Consider the following 21,649-nt stretch of genomic DNA (forward strand, 5'->3'; position numbering starts at 1 on the left):
AAATCGCAACAAAACCGCAAAACTTTGTCTCAGAGCATAAGAGCTTTCATGGAATGCCAATCACTACACAAAAATGCTGTTCCTGATTTTATTGCCAATGGAAATGTCCAAAAGAAGAAAGTGAATTGAAGTATGAAACACGCCAATCACCAAAAAACTCCTCACTATGAATCGTCTAGGCTTCCTTATGTTTGTTGGTATCAGAATGACTTTCTAGGGGGAGTACGTGGAATGCGTGCACATGAAATTGGGATTTATACGATTCTCCTCAATGAAATGTATGCACGCGGTCGTCCTCTAGAGTTATCGGTAGAACGTTTAGCGCGTCTTTGTGGTTGTGACAAGCGAACTTTTGTTAATGTTTTAGAAATGCTGATAGAAGAGGGGAAAATTTTAAATTTAGCCAATGGCTTATGGAATAAGCGTTGTGAAACTATCTTTCAAGAGCGGGCAAAATTGCTTGAACAGAAATCCTTTGCGGGACATTCTTCGGCAAAAAAACGCAAAGAAATCAATGCGGAGATTCAACACCTGTTGAACGCACGTACACTGGATGATAAACAAAGCTCACAAGCTCAGAAGGGAGAAGAAAAAGAAACACCTTACGGTGTTTCAAAAAAAAATCCTTTTTTGACTGAGTTAGAAGAGAAAGCAAAAGAGGAGCAAGCGGCAACAAGTCTCTGTTCTTCCTCCACATCCAGTAAGCCTTCAAGAAAATCTTCAACAGATACATCTCACCAACACGCTCTCACCCCTCTGCCTTCAAACTCCCATAGATCAGGCTCTGATAGTAAAGCAAAGAACAGCGCCCACTTTGCGGAGGAAAAAGATCCCTTGCTCTCCCCTCACGGAGCGGCAGAAAGCACAACAGAAATCTTGCTCTGCTCAGATACAACCACAATAAACGCCCCTGATTCGAGCAGCCAAGCCAAGAGCCGCACGATCACATCCAAAGCAGCCCCATCATCCAAAAGAGCAAACCCTAGGGGACACCGTCTTCCCACCGATTGGCAAGCGGACATGAGCGCTGCAATCTCAGAAGGTTTGAGTGAAGAGCAAGCTCGTTGGCAAGAGAAGAAATTCCGTGACTATTGGCATGCCAAAAGCGGCAAAGATGCACTAAAAGTCGATTGGCAAGCCACATGGCGCAACTGGTTTCGCCGAGAAATTGAACGCATAAAAGAACAACAAGAGAGACTTGCAATTTTTAGTCGTCACACCACTCTCACAGCACAAAGCCGCAACAATGATGCCCTTTATGCAAGTCTTATCAACTACCACACGGAGTAATCAGAAGAAACTTTCCTGCTCCTCTCACCCTCCACACCAGCACACGCCAACAAAGAGGACGCCCAGAATCTTCTCAACGACAAAATGGATAAACATGAGCACAATTTTTGAAATCAAACAGCACCTTATCTCACAGTCGAGCGCAATCGCAAAAATGCTTTTGCCAAAAGGACAAAGACGCGGCAACAACTGGATTATAGGCAACACGCGCGGTGAAGCGGGTCAAAGTTTATCGGTCTGTTTAAGCGGCGAGAAAGCGGGCCTTTGGTATGATTTTGCCGAAGACAGAGGGGGTGACCTTTTAGACCTCTGGTGTGAAGTCAAAGGAATTAATCTTTCTGAAGCCCTCGAAGAAGCCCGCACTTTTCTCAATCTTACACGCCCCAAACCCTTTATGGCACCGCGTCGTTCCTATCATCGTCCAACAGTCCCCACAGGGGGCACACCACAAAATTTAGTGAAAACTTACCTCACCAAAGAGCGCTGCATTCCTCTTGAAATTTTAAAACGCTACCGGATAGAAGAAGAAGGCGAAAAAATCATTTTCCCTTTTTATAAGCCCGATGGCACGCTTGCTTTGGTGAAAGAACGGCTCGCACAAGCGGGAGCAAAACCAAAACCAACAGCGGCACACTGTGAACCGATTTTGTTTGGCTGGCAAGCTTTCTTTTCCACAGACCACATCCCCACAACCACAGACCACATCCCCTTGACCCAAGCTCTTTCTTCGACAAAGCGCACCATTGTCATCACTGAAGGAGAAATTGATGCGCTTTCTTTAGCAGCCTACGGATACCCGGCGGTTTCCGTACCGTTTGGAGGAGGGAGTGGAGGCAAACACAACTGGATTGAAAATGAATTTGATCATTTAGAATCTTTTGAAACCATTTTTTTAGCCACCGATATGGACAAGCCGGGAGAAGAAGCAGCACGTGAAATTGCCAACAGGCTTGGTCGCCATCGCTGTTACCGTGTACGCTTACCCCGTAAGGATGCGAATGATTGTTTAACCGCCGGTATTGATGCAGCCACCATAAAAGCAGCCTTTTCCTCAGCAAAAAACTTTGCACCAGAAGGATTACACCACGCTTCAGATTATAAAGACAAAATCATAGAGCTCTTTTGGCCAACGCCTGAACAGCATCTTGGCTACACGGTTCCCTATTCTAAACTCAACGGCAAGCTCTATTTTCGTCCAGCAGAATTAACACTATGGAGCGGGGCAAGTGGTGCGGGAAAAAGCCAATTATTATCGGACTGTATTCCCCATTGGATTTCTCAAAAGAGTCGTCTTTGCTTAGCCTCACTAGAAATGAAAGGAGAACAATCATTGCGCCGTTTAACAAAACAAACGGGAGGTATAGAACAACCAACAAGAGAGATGATTGAACGGATTTTGCATTTTTTAGATGATGGACTGATTCTTTACGAGCATGTTGGGAAATCGAGCGTCGACAGATTGCTGGATGTGTTTGACTATTGCCGTGCGCGCTATGGTTGTGATCAATTTATCATCGACAGTCTCATGCGGCTTGGCATTTGTTCAGACGACTATGCGGGACAAGAACAAGCGGTTTATAAAATGGTTGATTGGGCTGTTTTAAACGCTGTGCATATTCATCTTGTTGCCCATGCACGCAAAGGGGGTTTAGACAAAGACATCCCCGGCACCGAAGATATTAAAGGAGCCTCAGAAATTGGCGCGAATGCTTTTAACATCATCACCATTTGGCGTAATCGATCATTAGAAGACAAAATCTTTGCCGCCCCCAGACAAGAAGAAAAAGCAGAATTAGAAAAACGTCCTAGCGTTATTATGAACATTGCCAAACAACGTTCAGGTGATTTTGAAGGCAAAATTGGTCTCTGGTTTGACCAAAAAACTTACCGCTACCGCTGTTCACAGGAACAGGACCTCACTCCAAGGCGTTATCTTGAAGACCCCAGAAAAAATCCTTTTTCCAAGAACCAAGCAGATACAATACGAACACATCTTACGCCCTCATAAACAAAAGGGAAAGTAAATCCAAAAAGGACATAAAACACAAAATCATTCGAGCACCAAAGCCAACTCACTCCCATATGTTTGGCGCCCTCACGTATAAAAAACAAAACCCCTCCAACAATGGAGCAAAATACCACCCCCATCAAAAACAATCCCCACATCACAACCGTGCTCTTTACGCCCACACAACCAAAAATAAAAACAACTCCAACAAAGCAAGAAAATACGAAAACCCGCAAGAACAACTCTTGCGCATCAGCACCCCCCCACACACTCCCAAGAAAAAGACCAACAATGAAGTAAAACCCCACTGCTTTAAAAAACACACCCCGCATCACAACCATACACCCCACTCCTTTATGCGCAAAAACCCGCTCCTTTATAAAAACCAATCCCATAGCACACCAACACACCTTACGCTCTCATAAATAAAAGGAAAGGTAACTCCCCAAATGCCCCAAACACAACATCCCTCGAGAACCAACGCCCTCTCACCTGCTTACGGTTCGCTCCATTATAGGCAAATCCCGCAAAACCTCCTTTACACGCCAAACCAAGGACAATTCCCACCATGCAGGGAAACACCGCCTCCTTCAAGAGCAACAAAGCACGCAACATCAGCCCATCCTACTCTCTGATAAGCCAAACCAACGACAACTCCAACAATGCAAAAAGCCTCACCCCGATCAAGACCTCCCACCAAGTACCCCCATACGCTTCGCTCCCTTATGTGCAAAAATAGGACATTTCCAACAATGCAACAAAACACCACCGCCTTCAAGAAAACCCTTCATGTACATATGCCCCCTTTCAAGAACAAACCTCGCGTAATACCAAAACGCTTCGCTCCCACGTGAAGACTACCAAGGATAGTGCCAAAAACAATACCTATAACGATGCAAAACACCCATTTATTCGAGAACCAAAGCCAACTGACACCAAAGCGCTCCGCTTCCACATAAACAAACTCAGAGACAGCCTTTAAAATGAAGAAAAACCCCATCACCTCCAAGAATTGCCCCCCCGTTATACCCATATGCTTGGCGACCATATAAGTAAAAATGAAGATCCCACCGACAACACAACAAAACACCAACCACTGTAAAACCAGACCCCACGTAACAGCTATACCCCACTCCCTTATGTGCAAAAACGCATACCCAGCCTATGCCCACAATGCAACAAAACATCATCCTTAACAAGCGGAACACATCACACACCCTATTGCCAATCCTCCCCTCAAGCTTCACTCACACTCCACTCAAAGAGGAAAATGCCCCAGTAAAGTTTGCCCCTCCGCTCCCCAGCCCCCCAGATCACTAAGCACCCAGACCACCAAATACCCAGACCAATTGACATTTTATTTTTTAAAACAAAGGACCGATAATTTTTGAGGAGATGAGAATGAATCATCAAAAGAAAAAAGAACAGCAAAATGAACAAACGACACAAACGTCTGTTCTTGCCGCACACAATAAAGAGCAACAGCACATTGGCCATTTAAAAACGCAAGAAGTCTCTGTTGAAACGAGCAATCCCTATTTTCAACCAACCCATCCAGAAAGCTCCAGCAATCCGCGCACCATAAAAGCCATTGCCAATGCAAAAAGCCGTCCCATTGCGCTTTTATACGCAAAAGGGCATATCAGCAAAGCGCAATATAGAGCAGCAGAACGTTTTTATGTTTATTGGCGTCAAAGCCAAGCAGATCTCCACATGAGTCCCGACTACACGCGGGAAAAGGTTGAAGAAAGCCAAGGGTACACCCACCCTATTGAACGACAAATAGAGGCATCCAATCATTTAAAAGCAATCAAGATCACCCTTGGTATTCTTGGCTATTCTCTTGTAGAAAAAGTTGTTGGTTATGATCAAGCGATTAAAGAGTTAAGTGCCTCAAAACGCAAACAACACTCCCTTGCTGACCATTTACGAGATTGTTTAGACTTATTGGCATTTCATTGGGGATATGCAAGCCATAAGAACTCTGAATCCTATTTCCATCCAAACAACAAAAGAGCAGATGAGAACTTCACCCTCCCACAACATCAATGCCCTCATAAAACGAATAAAATCCAATAAAAGATTGAAAAAACCAAAAAGGGCAAAAGTACGACCGCCAAAAACGAATCAAAAGAATGGCAAAAACCAATGTTATTGGGAACCAATTTCATTGGGAATCCTCATAATAAGGATTCAATTTATATCCCTTCACCAAGCAACCGCCCCACCACAAACCACCGCCGCCCAAAGCACGCTCATAATTCTTTCACTCTTACAAAAATTTGCAATCTTTTCAGGCTGGTTAACATAATGCGTCTGTCAGGTTTTCACCCATCAAGTATTGAACATCATTCCCAGTATTTTACTTACACACAAGCAAGTTTACAGACTTATTCTTTCCGTAAAAATGATATTTTTTTAAAACTGTGCTTTTTGTATCAATAATATGTTACCTATAGTATTCTAAAATAATTTAAACAGAGTACATTTGAATAAAAATAATCTCTAATCTAGACATATTATTTACAGATTTTCAGGGCAGAATAATAACTATAATTCTTTTGTAGAGTGTTTCATTATGTTTATTTCTATAAGGCAAAAACTTTATAGGCGTAAGCCTTATGAAGCTTTTACAAACAAAACAAAAACAAAAAACAACAGAATAAAAATATTCAAATGACTATAGATTTTTCAATTTCTTCTGCTATGAAACAAACCTCACAAATTTTATCACACAATTATCTCAAATATTAAGGATATAAGCGCAATATTTATAAGATAAGAAATGCAAACTGATGATCTCTCCTTTTCTTACAAAGGGTATGTTTGCTTTCATGGGATGCACCCTAACCCTCAACAGAATGCATCCCACCCCTCATAGGATGTGTCCAACTCTCATAGAAACACATCCTCATCTCATGGGATGCACCCTAACCCTCAACAGGATGCATCCCACCCCTCATAGGATGTGTCCAACTCTCATAGAAACACACCCTCATCTCATGGGATGCACCCCAACCCTCACAGGATGCATCCCACCCCCTTACGGGGAAACCTCAGCTTTCATGCTCCGCTTTTATAAGCGCCTTCTTTCCTATGGCATAAAAAGAGGTTTGCCAGCAGCTCTTTATGTTACCCATTTTCATATGACCCTCTTTTTAAAAAAAACCTTCAAAACCACTTTTATGTATTCCATAAAACAATTTCTGAAAGAAATGATTAAGGCAATTAAGAGTAAATTTTGTCAATTTCTAGACAAAATTTACTCTTTTTTATGATTGTTGTATTTTTACTATAGTTATTTAAATTGAATTTATATATGATCCATTTTGATATTTATTTCTGTAAATAAATATAGGAGAAAAACTATGAATATCAGATATTTTTTCATAGCGGGGGCAATTACAGCTGGTTTAGCTCTTGCGATTCAAGAATCTGATCGTATAGTCAATCAAGAAAAAGCACCTATTGTTACTCCTTATACTGTTGATGAATTTGATCAAGATGATTTAAATCTTCTTGAGCCAGCAAGTGGTACATTTGAGAAATCGGATATACTATTAGTGGATAGTAACTATGGCGCAAGAAATAGGTATGAGGAAGATTTATACACAAAAGGAAAAAAATTACTGGACGCATTGGTTGGATTTTTGTGTTCTGTTATCACGTTTTTCATCAACAAGCTTTTCGCAACACACTGAAGAGAGAGAGGAGCTCATAAATTTCTGAAGTGCTTTCCACAATATGTGGAATAAGACAATAAGAGAAAATGAAAGCTAACAAGGCCCCAATAAAGATTGGGGCCTTGGTTTTATTTGGCTTTTCTTTTTATCAATGATCCGTTTGTTTTGTTTCCTATAACGTTTTTTATTCTCGCTTGATTTTCTTCTCACTCTAAAGGGAGAAGATTCCTAAACTCCACCAATCTGTCATAGAATTCATTTCTCACGGAATTTGTTGCTCTCGAGCAAGAAAAACCTGCTAACAACTTGCCCTCCTAACGACTTATATGACTAGCTTCAAAGACAAAGCCGCAAAACCTTGCACTAAAGGTTTTGCTCTCCTTTACTCTTACCCTTGATGCATAAGAAGCCAAAAGCAGGAAGAGACGTCCGCTCTCTTTTTAAGACACATGAATCTCTATCCCGTTCCCTTTACACCACGAAATCAATAATCCGATCTTAAGATGATGCAGCAGTCTTTTCTTTCAAGAACAGAGAAGTGCGCATGTAATATTGATGATTCTTCAACGCATAGCTTCAAGCGATCTTGTGTCTACTCCCATTTATTATGATTTTTCATTTTCTCTCAATTGCGGTGTTTCATCGCGTATAAAAGAGCTCTTTTCTTTTAAAATGAAACATTCAAAACACATCAAGTGTTGTTTCGATAAAGGTGCATTTCCCATCCTTAAGAGTAAGAATATTTCCCCCCATAGGCTTCCATTATGACGGGCTTATCACACGACACCACGAAAGCTCTGTTTCCTTCATTCTTATTGTTCCTCAACGCCTTTTCTATGCAAAGCTTTCTTTTGAGAGACAATTTTGGGTCATTGATTCGAATCAGGGAGAGCTTTCGTCTTTTATGGACAATTGCTCCGCAAGCTGTTCAAACAACACATCCCAGCATTTCTTAATCTCAGCAGCTTCTTTGGCCATTATCGCAGCACATCGAAAAGCATCGTATCGAAGATACCTCGTATTGAAAATACTTCATATCAAAGATACCTTCTTCACAGCCAAGCAGTTTTCCTGTTACCAAGCTTGTTCTGTAAGAAGCAGGTTTCCCATTGCCGTGCCATGTAAAAGCACCAAGATGCAACAAAATCACTGCCTTGGTTTTATCTTCTGTCCACCGAATCAAACTGTCCTTTTCCCCAAAGAAAATGCTCTCATGAAAGCGAAAAATTTCCTAAAGGCAAAATTTTCCCCATTCTAAAGCTTCATCAAGCGCTTGCAAAAAATCCTCAGTGATTCTCTCTTCAAAAATTTCCAGTCCACAAATCACTAACTTCAGATGCCCCAATGGCAAAATTTGAGAATGCTAAGAATGAAGCATTTAGCAAGCAACAATGCCAACCATGATGAAATAATCCGCAATCAAATGCGGATACTCTTTACGGATTCTCTTACTTTAAAAAAATTGACACTTCGCGCTTAAGATCAAAAGGTCCTCACCAAACAACCAACCTGCCCTTCAATAAAGAAGCAATCCCCCCAAGTTCTTTAAAAGCGCAACAGCGCTTTTCATGCTCAAAACTTCATGATCACAATTTTCATAAGCTCCTTTTTTCTCCCCTCTCCGCCATTCATTTTCCCCCCTCATGGCTTTTCAAGCACTGTATCCTTCTAGCACGCTTTTCAGTTGTTTTTTTAACTGGTAATACATTTTCGCCTGCTTAAAGACACCATAATAAAGTTCGAAAAGAAACAAGAAAGAAAAAGCCGTAAACACCGTCACGATTCCAAGCACGATAACAAAGAGTGTTATAAACTTATTTCCGCTCTCTCTCCTTTGAAACGGATTATTTTGCAAAGAGGTTATTTTTCCCCGTTGCTGATTTGCTTTTTTCAATTTCCGAAAATTTTTTCCCAACAAACACCACAATATGATGCAGGCTATCAACAAAACCGGTATCAAGGCAAGCACACACACGGTCATGACTTCCCAGATCACGAAAATAGAAAAAAGAGTAGTATCCTGCTTCACTGTTAATTCCCATTGTTCCAAGGATGGTATAGAGAGCATCCTGCAACACAGCTCAAGAATGAGAGAGAGGGAACAAATGACTATAAATTCTCGCGCGGAAAGAAGCTCGTACTCGAGCAAAAAAAAGCGCAGTTTTTTATGAAATGCTGAATTTTTCCACTTCATGATCCAGTTCATTTTCCCGTGCCCTTTTTTACACTTGCGCAATTTTTAATGACCACCCCCATTTTCATAACGCACCAAACCTCAAGCACATTTTTTGACCGCTTCAATTGTCCATTGATTGACAATCTTATGTCAAAGGCTTTGAGAACAATAAGATCGTGCAACAATCTCTCCTTAAAAAACATCAAGAATTATCCAGAGAAAAGAAATGCCCTCTGCACCTCTACGCAGTTTTAATCTCTTCTTCTCTGTAACATTGCTTTCCCCATGATAATTCAAAGCCTCACGCACGTTTTTTCATCGCTTTTCTCAATTGTTCCGACACCTTGTAAGACGTTATCCAACACTTGATAAAAGAATAATATAGCACAACAACTGCTATGGTTAAGAAAACATCAAATATGACACCCCAAAAAGCTAAGAGAAAGGTTAATTTCATCATAGCAAACGCAAACGCAGACATCTCATCCATTTGTCACCCTCTCACGTTCCCTAGATTGCTCTTGTTGCAATGTGAATTTTTCCAATCGCTGAATCTTTTTTTTAACTGAGAAGTTAAGACTGCGCGAAACACCAAAATAACAGGAACCGTTGCCCAAACACATACCGAAAGAAAAGCCAACACTGAAAAGGCAATGGCAGCATTGACAATTCTCATTTGATCTCCATGGTACCCCATCTGTTGAAAGAAAGTCTTATAAATATAGCCTTTGTAAGCCATAATGATGAGAGAGATGATGAATATAATGACATAATCTTTTCGAGAAAAAGTGAGCCGTTTTTTGAACACAAAGAAATTTGCCTTTGTATCTGCTCCTAAACTTTTTTGTTCTCTCTCTTTTTCCTTGTTTTGCAGATCAAAAAAGCGCTACGGATGCTCTTCCCTCATGCGTTTTTGTTCTTTGACCTTGTAATACAACCTCAAACGCTTGAAAAAAGAATAATAAGGCACCACGATGATCATAGTGATCAAAATGGCCAGGTCATAATCGTGAGGAGAAGAAAAGCAACCCCATCCATGGGAACACCTTATCCCCTGTCCGATTTATTCTGCTGCTCCGTTATTTCTTCCTCTTGCTGCATTGTTTTTTTCAATTTACGTTCTCGAAGACTATGGAGTCCCCAAAGGACAGGGAAAGGTATGAGAAAGCAAACCCAGATCAAAACTGGTAGAAGAAAAATCACATGCTCCACACCATACCAACCTTGCAACGGTTGGAGCGAGGGGTTGGCACAAACAGGTGTCTCCAAAGCCGTCATGATGGAAAATGCACAGAACATCATAAGAAAGCAGCGTAACACCCTTTTATAATTCTTTAAAGAAAAAGCTCGTATTTCTTTACACAGAAAGGAACTCCATCCTTTATCCCACACTGATTTTTCCCCTTCATTTTTTACTCTCTATTTCTCTCATTTCTAAGCTTTTCTTTATCTTGTATAAAGAAGCTATTTGCTTTTCTCAACAGCTGATTGATTCAAGTCCTTACTTTTATATCCATGAACTTCAATTCCCCATCACTTATAAAGAGAATATCGTAGCGATCGTTTTTTCCATCCACTTCACCCATTATGTTCTCATCATGCACAATAAAACCCTGTTCCCTTAATTGTTGTTTTTTTCCTCAACAATTTTCTTATGGAAAACCCTTTTCTGTTACGCAACTCTAAATCTCTTGTTCCAAAATACTGATAGCTTTCCACTTTCATAGACAATTTTTCACCCCCTTATTCAAGCCAATCATAACTGAGTTGTTTTGCCTTAGCGCCTTCTTGAGTCATTACCACAGCACATTCAAGATGGATTTCTTCGATGCCTAACACAGAAGATATTTGTCTCGAAGCGCCTTTCCCCACCGCCAAGTTCATCACCTTCTGCAAAGACTTTTCTGTAAAAGCGTAAAATCTTAAAATCGCCAAACAATGCAAAAGCTCCAAGATCACGCAGACAAGTAAGACACCAGCTTACTTCATCCTTTTCCCAAGGTGGAAGCGCATATTGGGAACGAAGCAATTCATAAAAACCAAAATCCCCTACCGCTTCTTCCAAAGCTTCATGAAGCGCTTGCTTTAAGCCCCTGCACAGCCCCTTTTTTCAAAAATTTCCAGTCCCTTCGCCTCAAAATTCAGTTGTATCACTAACAAAGGTTTAGAATAATAGGAATGTATAATCTGGCAAACAGCAGCAAAATACTCGTCGTCATTTAAAGTCCATAATCAAATTGCGGATAATTTTTCACTTTCTTATCATGATCCTTCACTTTCTCATCATGATAAAGAATCTGCACTTGGCGATCAGGCAAAGAGTAGGTCGCCAAATGATCCCCTTGTCCCTTAATTTCAACCAAACACCCCAAGCTCGTTAAAAGCACTGTTGCACTTTCCATGGTCAAAACTTCTCATCATCACCATCTTTATAAAATTCTTGTCGCGCTTCTTCCCATACCTGTTTTCCAGTTGTCTGATTCAAACTTGGCTGTCCCCCATATAGCGACACAAGCGGTGTATTGTGTTGTTTCCGCACCCTTTTGATTTCTTTTCTTATCTGGCAATAGATTTTCGCCCGCTTCAATACAGAATAATAAAGTGTAAAAATGAACATATCAATGAAAACAGCAAAAACCGCCGCAAACAGGATTCCTATGATAATGATGATTTTAAGATCACTGCTCATCTCTCTTCCCTATTGCTCCCAACTTATTGTTTCTCGTTGCCGCGTTTCTTCTTCCAACTTCTGAATATTTTTTTTCAAAAAATACCCCAAGAGAACACGAAGCACAAATATCACCGGTATAAAAACAAAAAGACATACCGCTACAATATCCCAACCCACTAAGACAATAGAAAGAGTGTTATTTTGCCATCCTGGCGACACCCACCCCAACAGCATTGCTGCCAAGATGCCTATTCTCATCGCTACAATGATGACAGAGAGACAAAAAAGAACCCTGTACTCTCTTCCTGAAAGCAAAGCTTCTTCAAACAAAAAAGAGCGTACTTCTTTATAAACTGTTGGATTTTCCCTCATTTTCCTCCGCTTTTTTACGCTTTTTAAAATTTCTAAGCTGTTTTTTACCTCGTATAAAGAAGCTGTTTGTTTTTCTCAACAATTGATTGCTTTTTAAACACACGTTTTTCTCTCCATAAAGCGTAACACCCCTCTTAGATGAAAAGAAGACCATAAGAACACTTCAGATCACAATTGCAAACAGTCTTTCCTCATCATCTTTATAAAAAGTGCTGATACGCTTTTTCATAAAGTGCTGATGCGCCTTGCATGGTCAAAGTTTCATGATCATCACAATCTTTACAAAGCTCTTGTTGCGCTTTTTCTTCCCATCCCTATACACATCTGTTTCAAACCCGCTTGTTTCGCTCTTCATGGATTTGCCCTTAACAGGTTTCCTTTCACGAATTTCCCTTGTTGGATTTCCCCATAGGAAACAAACGCCCTGCCGTGTTTGAGCACTCTTTTGTGTCTTTTTCTTTATTGGCAAGCTACTCTCCCCTCACCAAGAAGCTTTCCTACACTCAAAAAGAAGAAGAGGGCGCAACTTTAAAGCAAAAGACATTTTTAATACAGAAGATATATCCGCAAGATTCAAAGAGTTTTATGGAGCAGTCAGGGCTTCGACTCTCCCCTTAACATAAGAGCCAACAGCAACAATGATAGAACGAATAGAAAGGGGAACACGATAAAAAGCTTTACGTCTCTGTGCATGAGAGTGTGTAAACGCATTCGTTGCTCTTGGTTACTAAGTTTCTTCTTGCAATTGTTGAACTATTGTTTTCAACTTACGCGTCACTCTGATGCGAAGCAGCAAAATGGTTGGTAAGAAAAAAATGACAAAGGCAAGCATCCATGCAAACGGCTGTAAGATGGCAAAAGAAAGGAAATCACCCCACCATGCAAATTTTAAGATGAGGCAAATAACCGTCGAGATATAAAATATTCTTTTATAATCTTACCAAGAAAGGGCAAGCTGTTTTTTATCCAACTCTGCATCCTGCTTCATTGTGCTTTTCTTTTTTTGCTCTCTGCTCAAGCACGCTATCGCGTTCTTTAAGTACGTGTTTCAGTTCCTTTTTCACTTTACAATATAACCGCGCACGCTTGATAAACAGATAATAAAGCACCAAAACCGGCAGAGTTATTAAAATGCCTATTATTGTCCAAGACAAAAAACGGAGACCCATTAATGCTATAAAACTACTGGTCATCTTTTCCCCCTATCGCGTCCTGCACACACAGTGCTTTATCGCGTTGTTCAATGGCTTCTTCCAGTTGTTGAAGTGTTTTTCTCAGTTTGCCAGTTAATTTGATAAAGAACACCCCAATAACGGGAGACAATAGAAAAAGCACCCTCAATAGACTTCCAAACACCAGCGTGATAAAGACACCTACACCACTCTTCCACCATTGCCAATTTCCTACAGAGGGGAAGGCTTGTAAAACCGCAATGATGAGAGAAATAAAAAAGAGTATTTTTCATTCTTTTGGCCACAGAGATTCTTTAAAAGAAAGAGGGCGTATTTTTGTATCAAGCGCTACACTTTGCCTCTTCATTTCTTTCTTATCACCACGCAAATGTTGTATTGCATTTTTTTGCTGTGTCCTGCTCTCTCTCAATTCTCGTGTTACTTTACAGTAGCATTTCACATACTTGATAAAAAATAAGGAAGCCTAATCATGACCACAAAGAATAAAAAGAATAAAATGCCTATGATGGTGAGTCCTAAAAAACCTAAATATTTTATAAAAACAGCTATTTTTCTTCCCTCTCGGGTTGTATAAACTTATCGGTTTAGCCGCAACTTAAGCAAACGTTTCCAATTTTCTTATCATTTTTTTCACTCCATACTGGAATATCGTGTAGAGTATCAAAATCACCGGTAAGAAGAAAACGATACAGGCCCAGCCCCCAAAATACGTCTTAAAAACAACTTCACCAATGCGCAACAAAGCAGGGGCATTCATTTGCAAGAAAAACACAGATTTTGGGAGAAACGCCATAAAACTAAACTGGTGAATCCCACAAAAAGGACAAAAAGGAGAAAAGCTATACAAAAGATTATTCTATACTCTCTTCTTGAGAGCGCAAAAGATTCTTTAAAGGCAAAGCACTGAACTTCGTACCAAGAACTGCATTTTGCACCTTTTTCTCTCTCTCATAATGACCTAATTTCTACATTGCACTCTTTTTGAGTTTCCAAAACATGCTGAACAACAATCCCGCACATTTCACAAAAGAGTAATGAATTGCAATGATTATCATCATGGTGGAAACAGTAATCATGCTAAATGCGAGCAGCATGAACAATCCTGTAAATATTATGGTCAATACGAAAAAAACTGTCATTTTCTCCCCCTTTTGTGTTCTGCTAAGTCATTGGTCTTTTGCTGCTCGATCGATTGTTCCAATTGCTGTATCATTCCTTTTAGTTCCCGCTTCAATATGGCGCGGAGGAAAACAATGAATGGAAAGAATCCAATAAGACATCCCAAAAGCCCTTGTGGTAAGAGACATATAAAAGCCCACACGCCATTCCACCCAGCGGCACGCCATAATTCTAACATCTTCATTTGTTGAAGATAACTTTTTTGCACAAACTGTGCATTAAAACCTTCCTGCAATCCCCCCTTGAAACTGCTCCTTAGCCATAGCTTGAAGCTGCTCCTTTGATATCACATGAAAAAATTCCAAGGGTTGCATATAAGTTGTAGCGGCTACCGCTATCAATGCTATCATAGCGAGACAACAAACGATGACATAATCTTTTGTGGAAAGAACCATCTTGTTTTTGAAGAAAAAAAGCCGCGATTCTTTACCCAACACTCTTTGAGATACAAAAGCCATATCCTCTTCCTTTTAAAAAGATTCGTGCTGTGACTTATCAATGTCCACGCTGATACCCCCCCCCCCACTTCTTAAATATGATGCACCCCTCACGAGGGCACCAGCCTAAATTTTCACAAATTTCAATTTTTACAAATCTAAATTTCACAATTGTACAAACTTTTTCACGTGTATGAACTCTTTCATACCTTCTTCATCATATTTTCAACCACGCTTTTCAGTTTCTAAGCTTTTCAGCTCCTAAACCGATGAAGCACAGTTGATAAAAAATCATACAGTGTCAAAATTCGTACAGCAAATGGAAGCGTTTTTAACATCCAAAACAGGAAAAGTAAAACCCTTAAATATAAAACTGGCGCATTTTCCCCACCGCCTTCTCTATACTGATTGCCCCATATCGTCATCTCTTATCGGATTGCTTTTCCCAATGCTACCCTGTCTTTTAAGAGAGCCTTTTCAAGCAACAGAGCAATCGTTTAATATAAAATGACAGCAGCACAAAGTCAAAATCTCCTGAGAAAACACGATAGCACGATCATAATAACCACGCACACCTCCTTCACCCTTCTTTGCCAATTGACCAAATCAAACCCTGTTAAAATTGTGTCATAAAACGAAGTGGAATGATTTACTCTCTCTTCTTCCTGTCGAAAGCCATTTTGTGATGGAGACACGCAGACTTTTCTCTCAGAAAGAAACATTTTGCTCTTACAGATCAGTTTCATTATACCCATCAGAATGCGAAACACTTTCATTGATTTATAAATTCTACAAAAAATGAAATCATACATGAAAGAAATGATTCAATAGAAAACATATCAGAACCAAGGAAAACAGGAAGATTTTAGAGCGAGAGAGGGAAAAGCTTTGTAATGTAAGAATTGCAGTTATAAACCGCAATGTCGACTGTCAGAACAGTGTCGATTTTCAGAACGGACACTTAGAGCTCGAGATCGAGAGAACAGGAATAAAAATCCCTTAGGGCTTACAAAAAGAAGAAAAATTAAGCAAAGGAGCAACACCCTTTGCTTAATTTTTCTTCTTCTCTCTTTACCATAGGTTTTAGAAGAGCACCTATTGCTTTTTTTACTCTTCTAGTTCCTTTTGCATGTCGAAATACAATCTCGCACGTTTGAAAAAAGGTAATAAATTCCAACAAGGACCATACTGTTTAAAATAGCAATGATGATAAGACCAAAAAACGCAAGAATACCGAACAATATTGTAAAAATAATCATTTCTTTCCCCTATTTTGTTTGTGCAAAAACGGATTTGTCTTGTTGTTCAGGTGATTTTTCCAATTTCTGCAACATTGCTTTCAAACGACGATTGAGAAGACATGAAGCGTCAAAACGACCGGTAAGAATATGATAGACAATCCCCAGATAAAAACCGGCAAGAAAATGGTAAAATCAAAAAAGCCGCCGTCCCCACCATAAATTCTACCAGTAAACAACCCTAGGAGAAATACAGGCAGATACACTGCACGAAGGGCCCCTAAAATCAACAGAGCCAAAGCGATACAGAGGATTATTTTATAATCTCTCATTGAAAGGATCATAGAGCTTTTAAAAGCCAAGAGTTTAGATCCCTTATCAAAGGTTGAATATGATCTTGTCTTCGTACCCTGTGTTTGAGCAGAGTCGTGTTGTGATATATCTATGGTCATGCAAATATGCCCCCACTTCTTAAATATTTAGTACCTCTCATGAGGCACCGGCTTAAAGCTCTCCCACATTTTCCCCCGTCCACACAGAGACACGTATAAAAGCATACCTCAACATAGAGAGAAAAAAGCCCAACCACTATAAAACCGCCTGTTTGTTACAATCAAAGCAGCACCGACAATGCGGTATAAGCTCTTTGCGCCTTAATAAACAAACACCCAAAGCACATGGAGGTCTTAATAGCTCTCTGCGTAAAAAGCGCCTATAATAGCCCCCATAAAAATTTTCAATCCCCATTCACAAGATTTCATCAAAAAGATCCGCGGTGTGTCTAAAAATGTGTGTCTAAAAAACGGCAGAATACATATTACGCAACACACATACTCGATATATTGAAAAAAATATTCGCGGGAGAAAAAACAACAGCTCTTTTCAAAATTGCCTCCCATCTTTCAGAAAAATCCGATGGCAAGAAGTATTTTTTACAGAACGGGAAAAGGAGAGGAATTTATTTTATATTCTATAAAGGATATTCATAAAAAGAAAAAGGCAACAATAAAAAACAACAAAACCAGATAGTTTTGTCCCTTACTTTTATCATTACCTCCTCAGTCATTACCTTTGTTTTATTGAAAGAAGACGGATATTTCATTTGAAAAATGAAGCTAAACTGTGATATAATTATGGGGAATAAAATTTGTGTTCTATAAGGATATTCTGTTCAACAGACAACAAACTTTCCTCGAAAAAGGTAAGAGAGACTTTATAAAGAGATGCATCCGGTATCCTTCATGCTGCACTTAACAGCAAAATAACAGCCTCAGGAGCAGAAGTTGAGAACGCCCACAAAATCCTCCTCAAGCAGAAAGCAAATAAGACATCCCATCAGAAAACACATCTTGAAAAAATTACCAAATATCTCCCCAAGGATATCCTTGGGTATATCCCCGATATATTCCCCAAATATTCCATTATATTTTTTCATTCTCCTTTGGCAGAAAGCGCTCTTGAATTTCTCGACTCCCACCCTTTTCAAGATATGTTCAAAAATTTCTATGGGAAGCAAATAACCGGTTATCAAGAGCAAGAAATGGTGGTGAACAGACAAGAGTTGTTTTGCCCTCCAAGAAGCATTGCACGCAATATAAGAGAAAAAAACAACATTGTCCTGCTTTTATCGACAACAATTTTCTGCACAGCCAATGGGATCATGAAGTTTCCCTGTTCTTCTTAAACAAGCAATCTCTTTTAAATTCAAATGGTAGGTTCATGAAAATAGGTAAAAAACGCGGTAGACCTAGAATAGCAGGAAAGCCTAGAGAACCCAATGGCCGTATTTCGCGGGCACAAAAACCACGTACAGCGCCTCCTCTTCTTACGATTGAAATGCGTGCGAAACACTTTGGCCTCACCATAGAAGAAGCGAAAAATCCGCTTTCAAGTTCCTATATTGGGCGCCTTTGTTTACTTGGATATAAACAGGATCGATCAGGCATCAGTAAAGAGCAATATGATACTGCACAAAGGTATCTCCAAATTAGAAACGACTATTTATGTGCAAAAGGCTTGCCAAGCGGCTATTATGATGAATTTACGCATGCATCTGATGAAAAAGCACACAAAAAGTGGATTCAAAGAGCAAGTAATCACTATGAAGACATGAAAAAAGCGATTCAAGAAGCACAAAATCTACATCGCCAACACAATTTTCATGCCGCGTTACAATATCTTGTCGTAGAAGATCAACCGCTCCCTTCACTTGTCAATTCACTGCGCATGATTCTGAATGCGCTTCATAAACATTTTAACGGTTAAACAAAGAATGCACTTTTCAAGCCGGCATCCCTCATTCTCTTTTCCAGATTCTATGTGCCAGCCCCCAATGTTGCGAATACCCTTGCATTGCGACAATTCATAAAGAGGCTTTCTTCCTTTCTTTATAGATTTGCCCACATGCCAAGCTTGCTTGCTCGTCACAAACAAATGATTTTGATTAATTCAGCACACACAAATTTGAAATGAGAAAATCTTACAGTATTCTAGCGGTCGAGGTTCTCATTCAACACGCAAAACAATGAATTATCCTTAATAAATCAATGTCTTGTCTCATAAGCCCCCAATCGATCTTGAAGACTTTACGAAAGAGGTCACTTTGATAGGTTTGTCACTAAAATCTCTTTATTTTTCATACTATAAAGCGCCATTTAGGTGCCCTTACATATAAGCTCTCCACTTTAATCATGATTTCGGAGCCGCGTGAGAGGAACCAAACAAGCCCGTTATGGTTCTTTTGTCAAGGACGCCGTAGGCGCCCCGTAGGGGTTGCCTTGACCATAAAAACCAAAGGATTGTTAGTCCTCTCATGAAACGCGGGGTCTGGTGTTATGATTTTGGAGAGCGGTCATAAAAATTTGAGAGGTTATCCGCCTCTCAAAAAACTGTTTGAATTTTTGTTGCTCGTTTTTTGAAATGACTGTACCAGTAAGCAAGTGATTTTGGTCGTATACACAAATTTGAAATGAGAAAATCTACGGTATTCCGGCGGTATTCGGGGTTCTCATTCAAAAAGAACAATGATAAATGATCATGATAAAGCAATAAGATACCGCTACAACGGCATCAATTTCATTGCCTATGCATCAACACTGTCACATAATGCCCTCCTATACAGAGAGACAATGTTGTTTTTAAAAAATTGAAAGTTATTCTCTCACATCAAAAAACGCTCTCCAATGAGCCAGCAAACTTTATTGCCCAACCAACCATTGGCAAAATAAAAACATATGACCTTATTTTTCTGTTGACAGTGTATGAAAAATCGTATTTAATAACGTTCGCGGGGAAGGTTTTTGTTTGTCTAAATTTCATCCTTATTTTTCACAAGATTGTAAAACCTATAAAAGTGTAAAACATTGTTTTTGAGGACAGTGAAATGTATTCATCTATAGAATACACGCACTCTCATTTGATTTCACTTTGCATCCATAAACCTTAATCTCCTGATGGAAAGAGATCCCTGATATTATCAACCTACAAAATGTGAGAATATACCCGCAGCGATGTTGGCGTTGAAGATACAAACGGCTGTTAGCGATGCTCAATTGCCTGATTGTCATTTTGCCACGGTGGAAATGGATATCCAACGCAGCTCTTCTGAATGTGGAATATTCAGTTTAGCTCTTGCTAAAAAACTTCATACCGAATCTGGTAAAATAACAAGAGTTCACGAGGATAATGTGAAGGGTATTTTATGTGAACCCAATACGCCTTTACCTTCTCATAAGTTGGATGCATATCTTACAGCAAGTTTTTACAAACACACGCAAGGGTCAAGACGTCTTGAAGAATATGTAAAAGCAAATCCGGGAGCTGAACAAGAAAAAGTAAACAAAAAAGGTGAAACTCTTGGTGAGAGATTTAAGAAGAGTTTAGTGACAACAGAGAAAGGAAAAAATGTCTCTGTTTCGCCACATAGAAAAAGGGTCACTGAATATAAATCTCTGACAATGTAGTAATACTGTTGCGCATAGGTCGAAGAAAGTTAAGCACTATATCCCAGTTTAATGGATGAAGTGTTTTCACAGTAACCCATTCCATTGCTTTTCCTGTTTGTAAAACACAAAAAAGAGAGGAAAGCTTTCACATAAAGTTGCAATTCAACTGTCGTAATCAAAAAAGGTGAGACCATAAAGATAAGGAAAACCATACCAAACATGATTCAACCAGAATAGAAACAGAGCATTCCATGTTGATGATTAACATGGAGGTTAGAGTATGAAACCACAAGATTCAAAAAACACGGCGCAGAGTTCATCACAACCGCAAGAAGGTGCTATCGCCAATGAACCCTTAAACAGTCTCCCTACATCTTTAGCATAACTCAACATCGAAAAAGAAAAAAATATCCCCTTCCAGCATGAAAAATTGCAAGAGATTATTGCAGAGCTAGAAAGTGATATTGCTGACGGAAAATAGTTCAAAGGCGGGTACCATTATGCAGAGACAGATCTTAAACTGATGCCAGTTCTGATAGACCAAGCCAATCGTAAATATCAAGGATTAAATCTTAAACTTATTACGACATCTCACGACCTTTCCCAATCAATAAAAGAAGCAATTAAAAATGGAATTTCATCTTCCAGACTGATCGTAAATACGACAGAGAGAGAGGAATCCATTCTGTAGTGATTGATCATAGAACCATTGAGGGCAAGACATCCCTCATAGCTTTTGAACCGGCAACGCTCAACAGTGAGATACCACTCTTGTTGGCAGTAAGAATACACCTCACTGTGCAACATGCATTGCCTGAGTATCATTTTTCTAAGGTGGAGATGGATATTCAACGCAGCGCCTCTGAATGTGGAATCATCAGTTTGGCTCTTGCCAAAAAGCTTCATACCACAACTGAAAAATTGACCAGAATGCACAAAGATAATATTGACGGCGTGTTATGTAAAACAAATACTACTCTCTCTCCTGATAAAGTAGATCCATATCTTCCAGTGACCTTTTACAAACACACACAAAGCAAAAGGCATCTTGAAAAATATGTACAATCAAATCCAGAGGCTGAACAAGAAAAAGTAAACAAAAAAGGCGAAACACTTACTGAGAGATTTAAGAAGAGTTTAGTGACAACAGAGGAAGGAAAAAATGTCTCTGTTTCGCCACATAGAAAAAGAGTCACTGAATATAAATCTCTGATGATGTAGTAATGTTATTGCGCATAGGTGGAAAGAAGTAAAGGCACGACTTTCCGGTTTAGGAATTCAATGTATTTCTATGAGCAAATTTTCCTGCTTTTGCGATTTATAAAACACAAACACTGTAACTCTTAGCTATTAAAGCAACATACAGTTTTTATCTCAAAAATGGCACCTCTTAAAGCTCTCTCATAAATTCTAGAGTTATTTTTAAAGACAAGACATCTCTCCAGAAAGATGCAGAAC

General features: G+C 39.6%; 17 protein-coding genes and 2 pseudogenes. 7 read left to right on the top strand and 12 right to left on the bottom strand.

Features of this window, described 5'->3' with window-relative positions:
• Positions 1-132: 132 nt before the first annotated feature.
• Both J7R10_RS00990 and J7R10_RS00995 read left to right on the top strand, forming a co-directional pair.
• Positions 133-1,290 carry a YdaU family protein gene (locus J7R10_RS00990; RefSeq protein WP_026501466.1) on the top strand — a complete coding sequence of 386 codons (1,158 nt, stop codon included), beginning with the start codon at positions 133-135 and terminating at the stop codon, positions 1,288-1,290.
• A 94-nt stretch (positions 1,291-1,384) separates the two neighbouring features.
• Entirely contained in the window at positions 1,385-3,298 is a 1,914-nt protein-coding gene (locus tag J7R10_RS00995; RefSeq protein WP_010705744.1) for a toprim domain-containing protein, read from the top strand.
• A 538-nt stretch (positions 3,299-3,836) separates the two neighbouring features.
• Here J7R10_RS00995 and J7R10_RS09745 read toward each other — a convergent pair.
• Positions 3,837-3,995: a hypothetical protein gene (locus J7R10_RS09745; RefSeq protein ID WP_244427520.1), complete on the bottom strand. Its 159-nt coding sequence runs from the start codon at positions 3,993-3,995 to the stop codon at positions 3,837-3,839.
• A 90-nt stretch (positions 3,996-4,085) separates the two neighbouring features.
• A complete protein-coding gene (locus tag J7R10_RS01005) occupies positions 4,086-4,331 on the bottom strand; it encodes a hypothetical protein (protein ID WP_144050572.1) in 246 nt (81 codons plus the stop codon).
• Between the two features lie 368 nt (positions 4,332-4,699).
• Here J7R10_RS01005 and J7R10_RS01010 point away from each other — a divergent pair, with 368 nt between their 5' ends.
• Positions 4,700-5,377: a hypothetical protein gene (locus J7R10_RS01010; RefSeq protein ID WP_010705746.1), complete on the top strand. Its 678-nt coding sequence runs from the start codon at positions 4,700-4,702 to the stop codon at positions 5,375-5,377.
• 1,289 nt (positions 5,378-6,666) lie between these two features.
• The gene (locus tag J7R10_RS01015) at positions 6,667-6,999 is read left to right on the top strand and encodes a hypothetical protein (protein ID WP_010705748.1); all 333 of its coding nucleotides are present in this window, start codon (positions 6,667-6,669) and stop codon (positions 6,997-6,999) included.
• Between the two features lie 1,633 nt (positions 7,000-8,632).
• Here the strand turns inward: J7R10_RS01015 and J7R10_RS01020 are convergent.
• The 10 genes from J7R10_RS01020 to J7R10_RS01060 form a co-directional block, all read right to left on the bottom strand.
• Entirely contained in the window at positions 8,633-9,187 is a 555-nt protein-coding gene (locus tag J7R10_RS01020) for a hypothetical protein (protein ID WP_010705749.1), read from the bottom strand.
• A gap of 1,017 nt (positions 9,188-10,204) precedes the next feature.
• The gene (locus J7R10_RS01025) at positions 10,205-10,459 is read right to left on the bottom strand and encodes a hypothetical protein (protein ID WP_244427521.1); all 255 of its coding nucleotides are present in this window, start codon (positions 10,457-10,459) and stop codon (positions 10,205-10,207) included.
• 508 nt (positions 10,460-10,967) lie between these two features.
• Entirely contained in the window at positions 10,968-11,222 is a 255-nt protein-coding gene (locus J7R10_RS01030; protein WP_026501462.1) for a hypothetical protein, read from the bottom strand.
• 154 nt (positions 11,223-11,376) lie between these two features.
• Positions 11,377-11,565 (bottom strand): hypothetical protein, encoded by a 189-nt coding sequence (locus J7R10_RS01035; protein WP_244427522.1) that lies wholly within the window; start codon positions 11,563-11,565, stop codon positions 11,377-11,379.
• Positions 11,562-11,846, bottom strand: a complete 285-nt coding sequence (locus J7R10_RS01040; RefSeq protein WP_026501461.1) for a hypothetical protein — start codon at positions 11,844-11,846, stop codon at positions 11,562-11,564. The genes J7R10_RS01035 and J7R10_RS01040 overlap by 4 nt, the downstream gene beginning before the upstream one ends.
• 9 nt (positions 11,847-11,855) lie before the next feature.
• Entirely contained in the window at positions 11,856-12,200 is a 345-nt protein-coding gene (locus J7R10_RS01045; protein WP_010705752.1) for a hypothetical protein, read from the bottom strand.
• Positions 12,201-13,440: 1,240 nt separating this feature from the next.
• Positions 13,441-13,665 (bottom strand): hypothetical protein, encoded by a 225-nt coding sequence (locus J7R10_RS01050; RefSeq protein ID WP_208436368.1) that lies wholly within the window; start codon positions 13,663-13,665, stop codon positions 13,441-13,443.
• 894 nt (positions 13,666-14,559) lie between these two features.
• Entirely contained in the window at positions 14,560-14,739 is a 180-nt protein-coding gene (locus J7R10_RS09750) for a hypothetical protein (RefSeq protein ID WP_244427524.1), read from the bottom strand.
• Between the two features lie 51 nt (positions 14,740-14,790).
• On the bottom strand, positions 14,791-15,030 hold the full coding sequence (locus J7R10_RS09755) for a hypothetical protein (protein ID WP_244427525.1): 240 nt from the start codon (positions 15,028-15,030) through the stop codon (positions 14,791-14,793).
• A 1,318-nt stretch (positions 15,031-16,348) separates the two neighbouring features.
• Positions 16,349-16,699, bottom strand: coding sequence for a hypothetical protein (locus tag J7R10_RS01060; protein WP_015399369.1), 351 nt, complete (start codon positions 16,697-16,699; stop codon positions 16,349-16,351).
• Between the two features lie 1,267 nt (positions 16,700-17,966).
• Here J7R10_RS01060 and J7R10_RS01065 point away from each other — a divergent pair.
• From J7R10_RS01065 to J7R10_RS01075, 3 genes and pseudogenes are all read left to right on the top strand, one after another.
• Positions 17,967-18,512 carry a hypothetical protein gene (locus tag J7R10_RS01065; RefSeq protein ID WP_010705754.1) on the top strand — a complete coding sequence of 182 codons (546 nt, stop codon included), beginning with the start codon at positions 17,967-17,969 and terminating at the stop codon, positions 18,510-18,512.
• 1,211 nt (positions 18,513-19,723) lie between these two features.
• Positions 19,724-20,209 (top strand): annotated as a pseudogene (locus J7R10_RS01070) (YopJ family acetyltransferase); the annotation flags it as partial.
• Positions 20,210-20,714: 505 nt separating this feature from the next.
• Positions 20,715-21,412, top strand: a pseudogene (locus J7R10_RS01075) (YopJ/AvrA family T3SS effector serine/threonine acetyltransferase).
• Positions 21,413-21,649: the final 237 nt, after the last annotated feature.

This window comes from Bartonella vinsonii subsp. berkhoffii ATCC 51672 (assembly GCF_902825225.1).
Taxonomy (GTDB): Bacteria; Pseudomonadota; Alphaproteobacteria; order Rhizobiales; family Rhizobiaceae; genus Bartonella; species Bartonella berkhoffii.

Coding starts and splice junctions, on each gene's coding strand:
- J7R10_RS00995 (WP_010705744.1), top strand. CDS start 1,385: ATGAGCACAATTTTTGAAATCAAACAGCACCTTATCTCACAGTCGAGC.
- J7R10_RS09755 (WP_244427525.1), bottom strand. CDS start 15,030: ATGGCTTTTGTATCTCAAAGAGTGTTGGGTAAAGAATCGCGGCTTTTT.
- J7R10_RS01045 (WP_010705752.1), bottom strand. CDS start 12,200: ATGAGGGAAAATCCAACAGTTTATAAAGAAGTACGCTCTTTTTTGTTT.
- J7R10_RS01020 (WP_010705749.1), bottom strand. CDS start 9,187: ATGAACTGGATCATGAAGTGGAAAAATTCAGCATTTCATAAAAAACTG.
- J7R10_RS01050 (WP_208436368.1), bottom strand. CDS start 13,665: ATGAAAAATACTCTTTTTTATTTCTCTCATCATTGCGGTTTTACAAGC.
- J7R10_RS01010 (WP_010705746.1), top strand. CDS start 4,700: ATGAATCATCAAAAGAAAAAAGAACAGCAAAATGAACAAACGACACAA.
- J7R10_RS00990 (WP_026501466.1), top strand. CDS start 133: ATGAAACACGCCAATCACCAAAAAACTCCTCACTATGAATCGTCTAGG.
- J7R10_RS01015 (WP_010705748.1), top strand. CDS start 6,667: ATGAATATCAGATATTTTTTCATAGCGGGGGCAATTACAGCTGGTTTA.
- J7R10_RS01060 (WP_015399369.1), bottom strand. CDS start 16,699: ATGACCATAGATATATCACAACACGACTCTGCTCAAACACAGGGTACG.
- J7R10_RS01040 (WP_026501461.1), bottom strand. CDS start 11,846: ATGAGCAGTGATCTTAAAATCATCATTATCATAGGAATCCTGTTTGCG.
- J7R10_RS09750 (WP_244427524.1), bottom strand. CDS start 14,739: ATGGCGTGCCGCTGGGTGGAATGGCGTGTGGGCTTTTATATGTCTCTT.
- J7R10_RS01065 (WP_010705754.1), top strand. CDS start 17,967: ATGAAAATAGGTAAAAAACGCGGTAGACCTAGAATAGCAGGAAAGCCT.
- J7R10_RS01025 (WP_244427521.1), bottom strand. CDS start 10,459: ATGATGTTCTGTGCATTTTCCATCATGACGGCTTTGGAGACACCTGTT.
- J7R10_RS01005 (WP_144050572.1), bottom strand. CDS start 4,331: ATGGGTATAACGGGGGGGCAATTCTTGGAGGTGATGGGGTTTTTCTTC.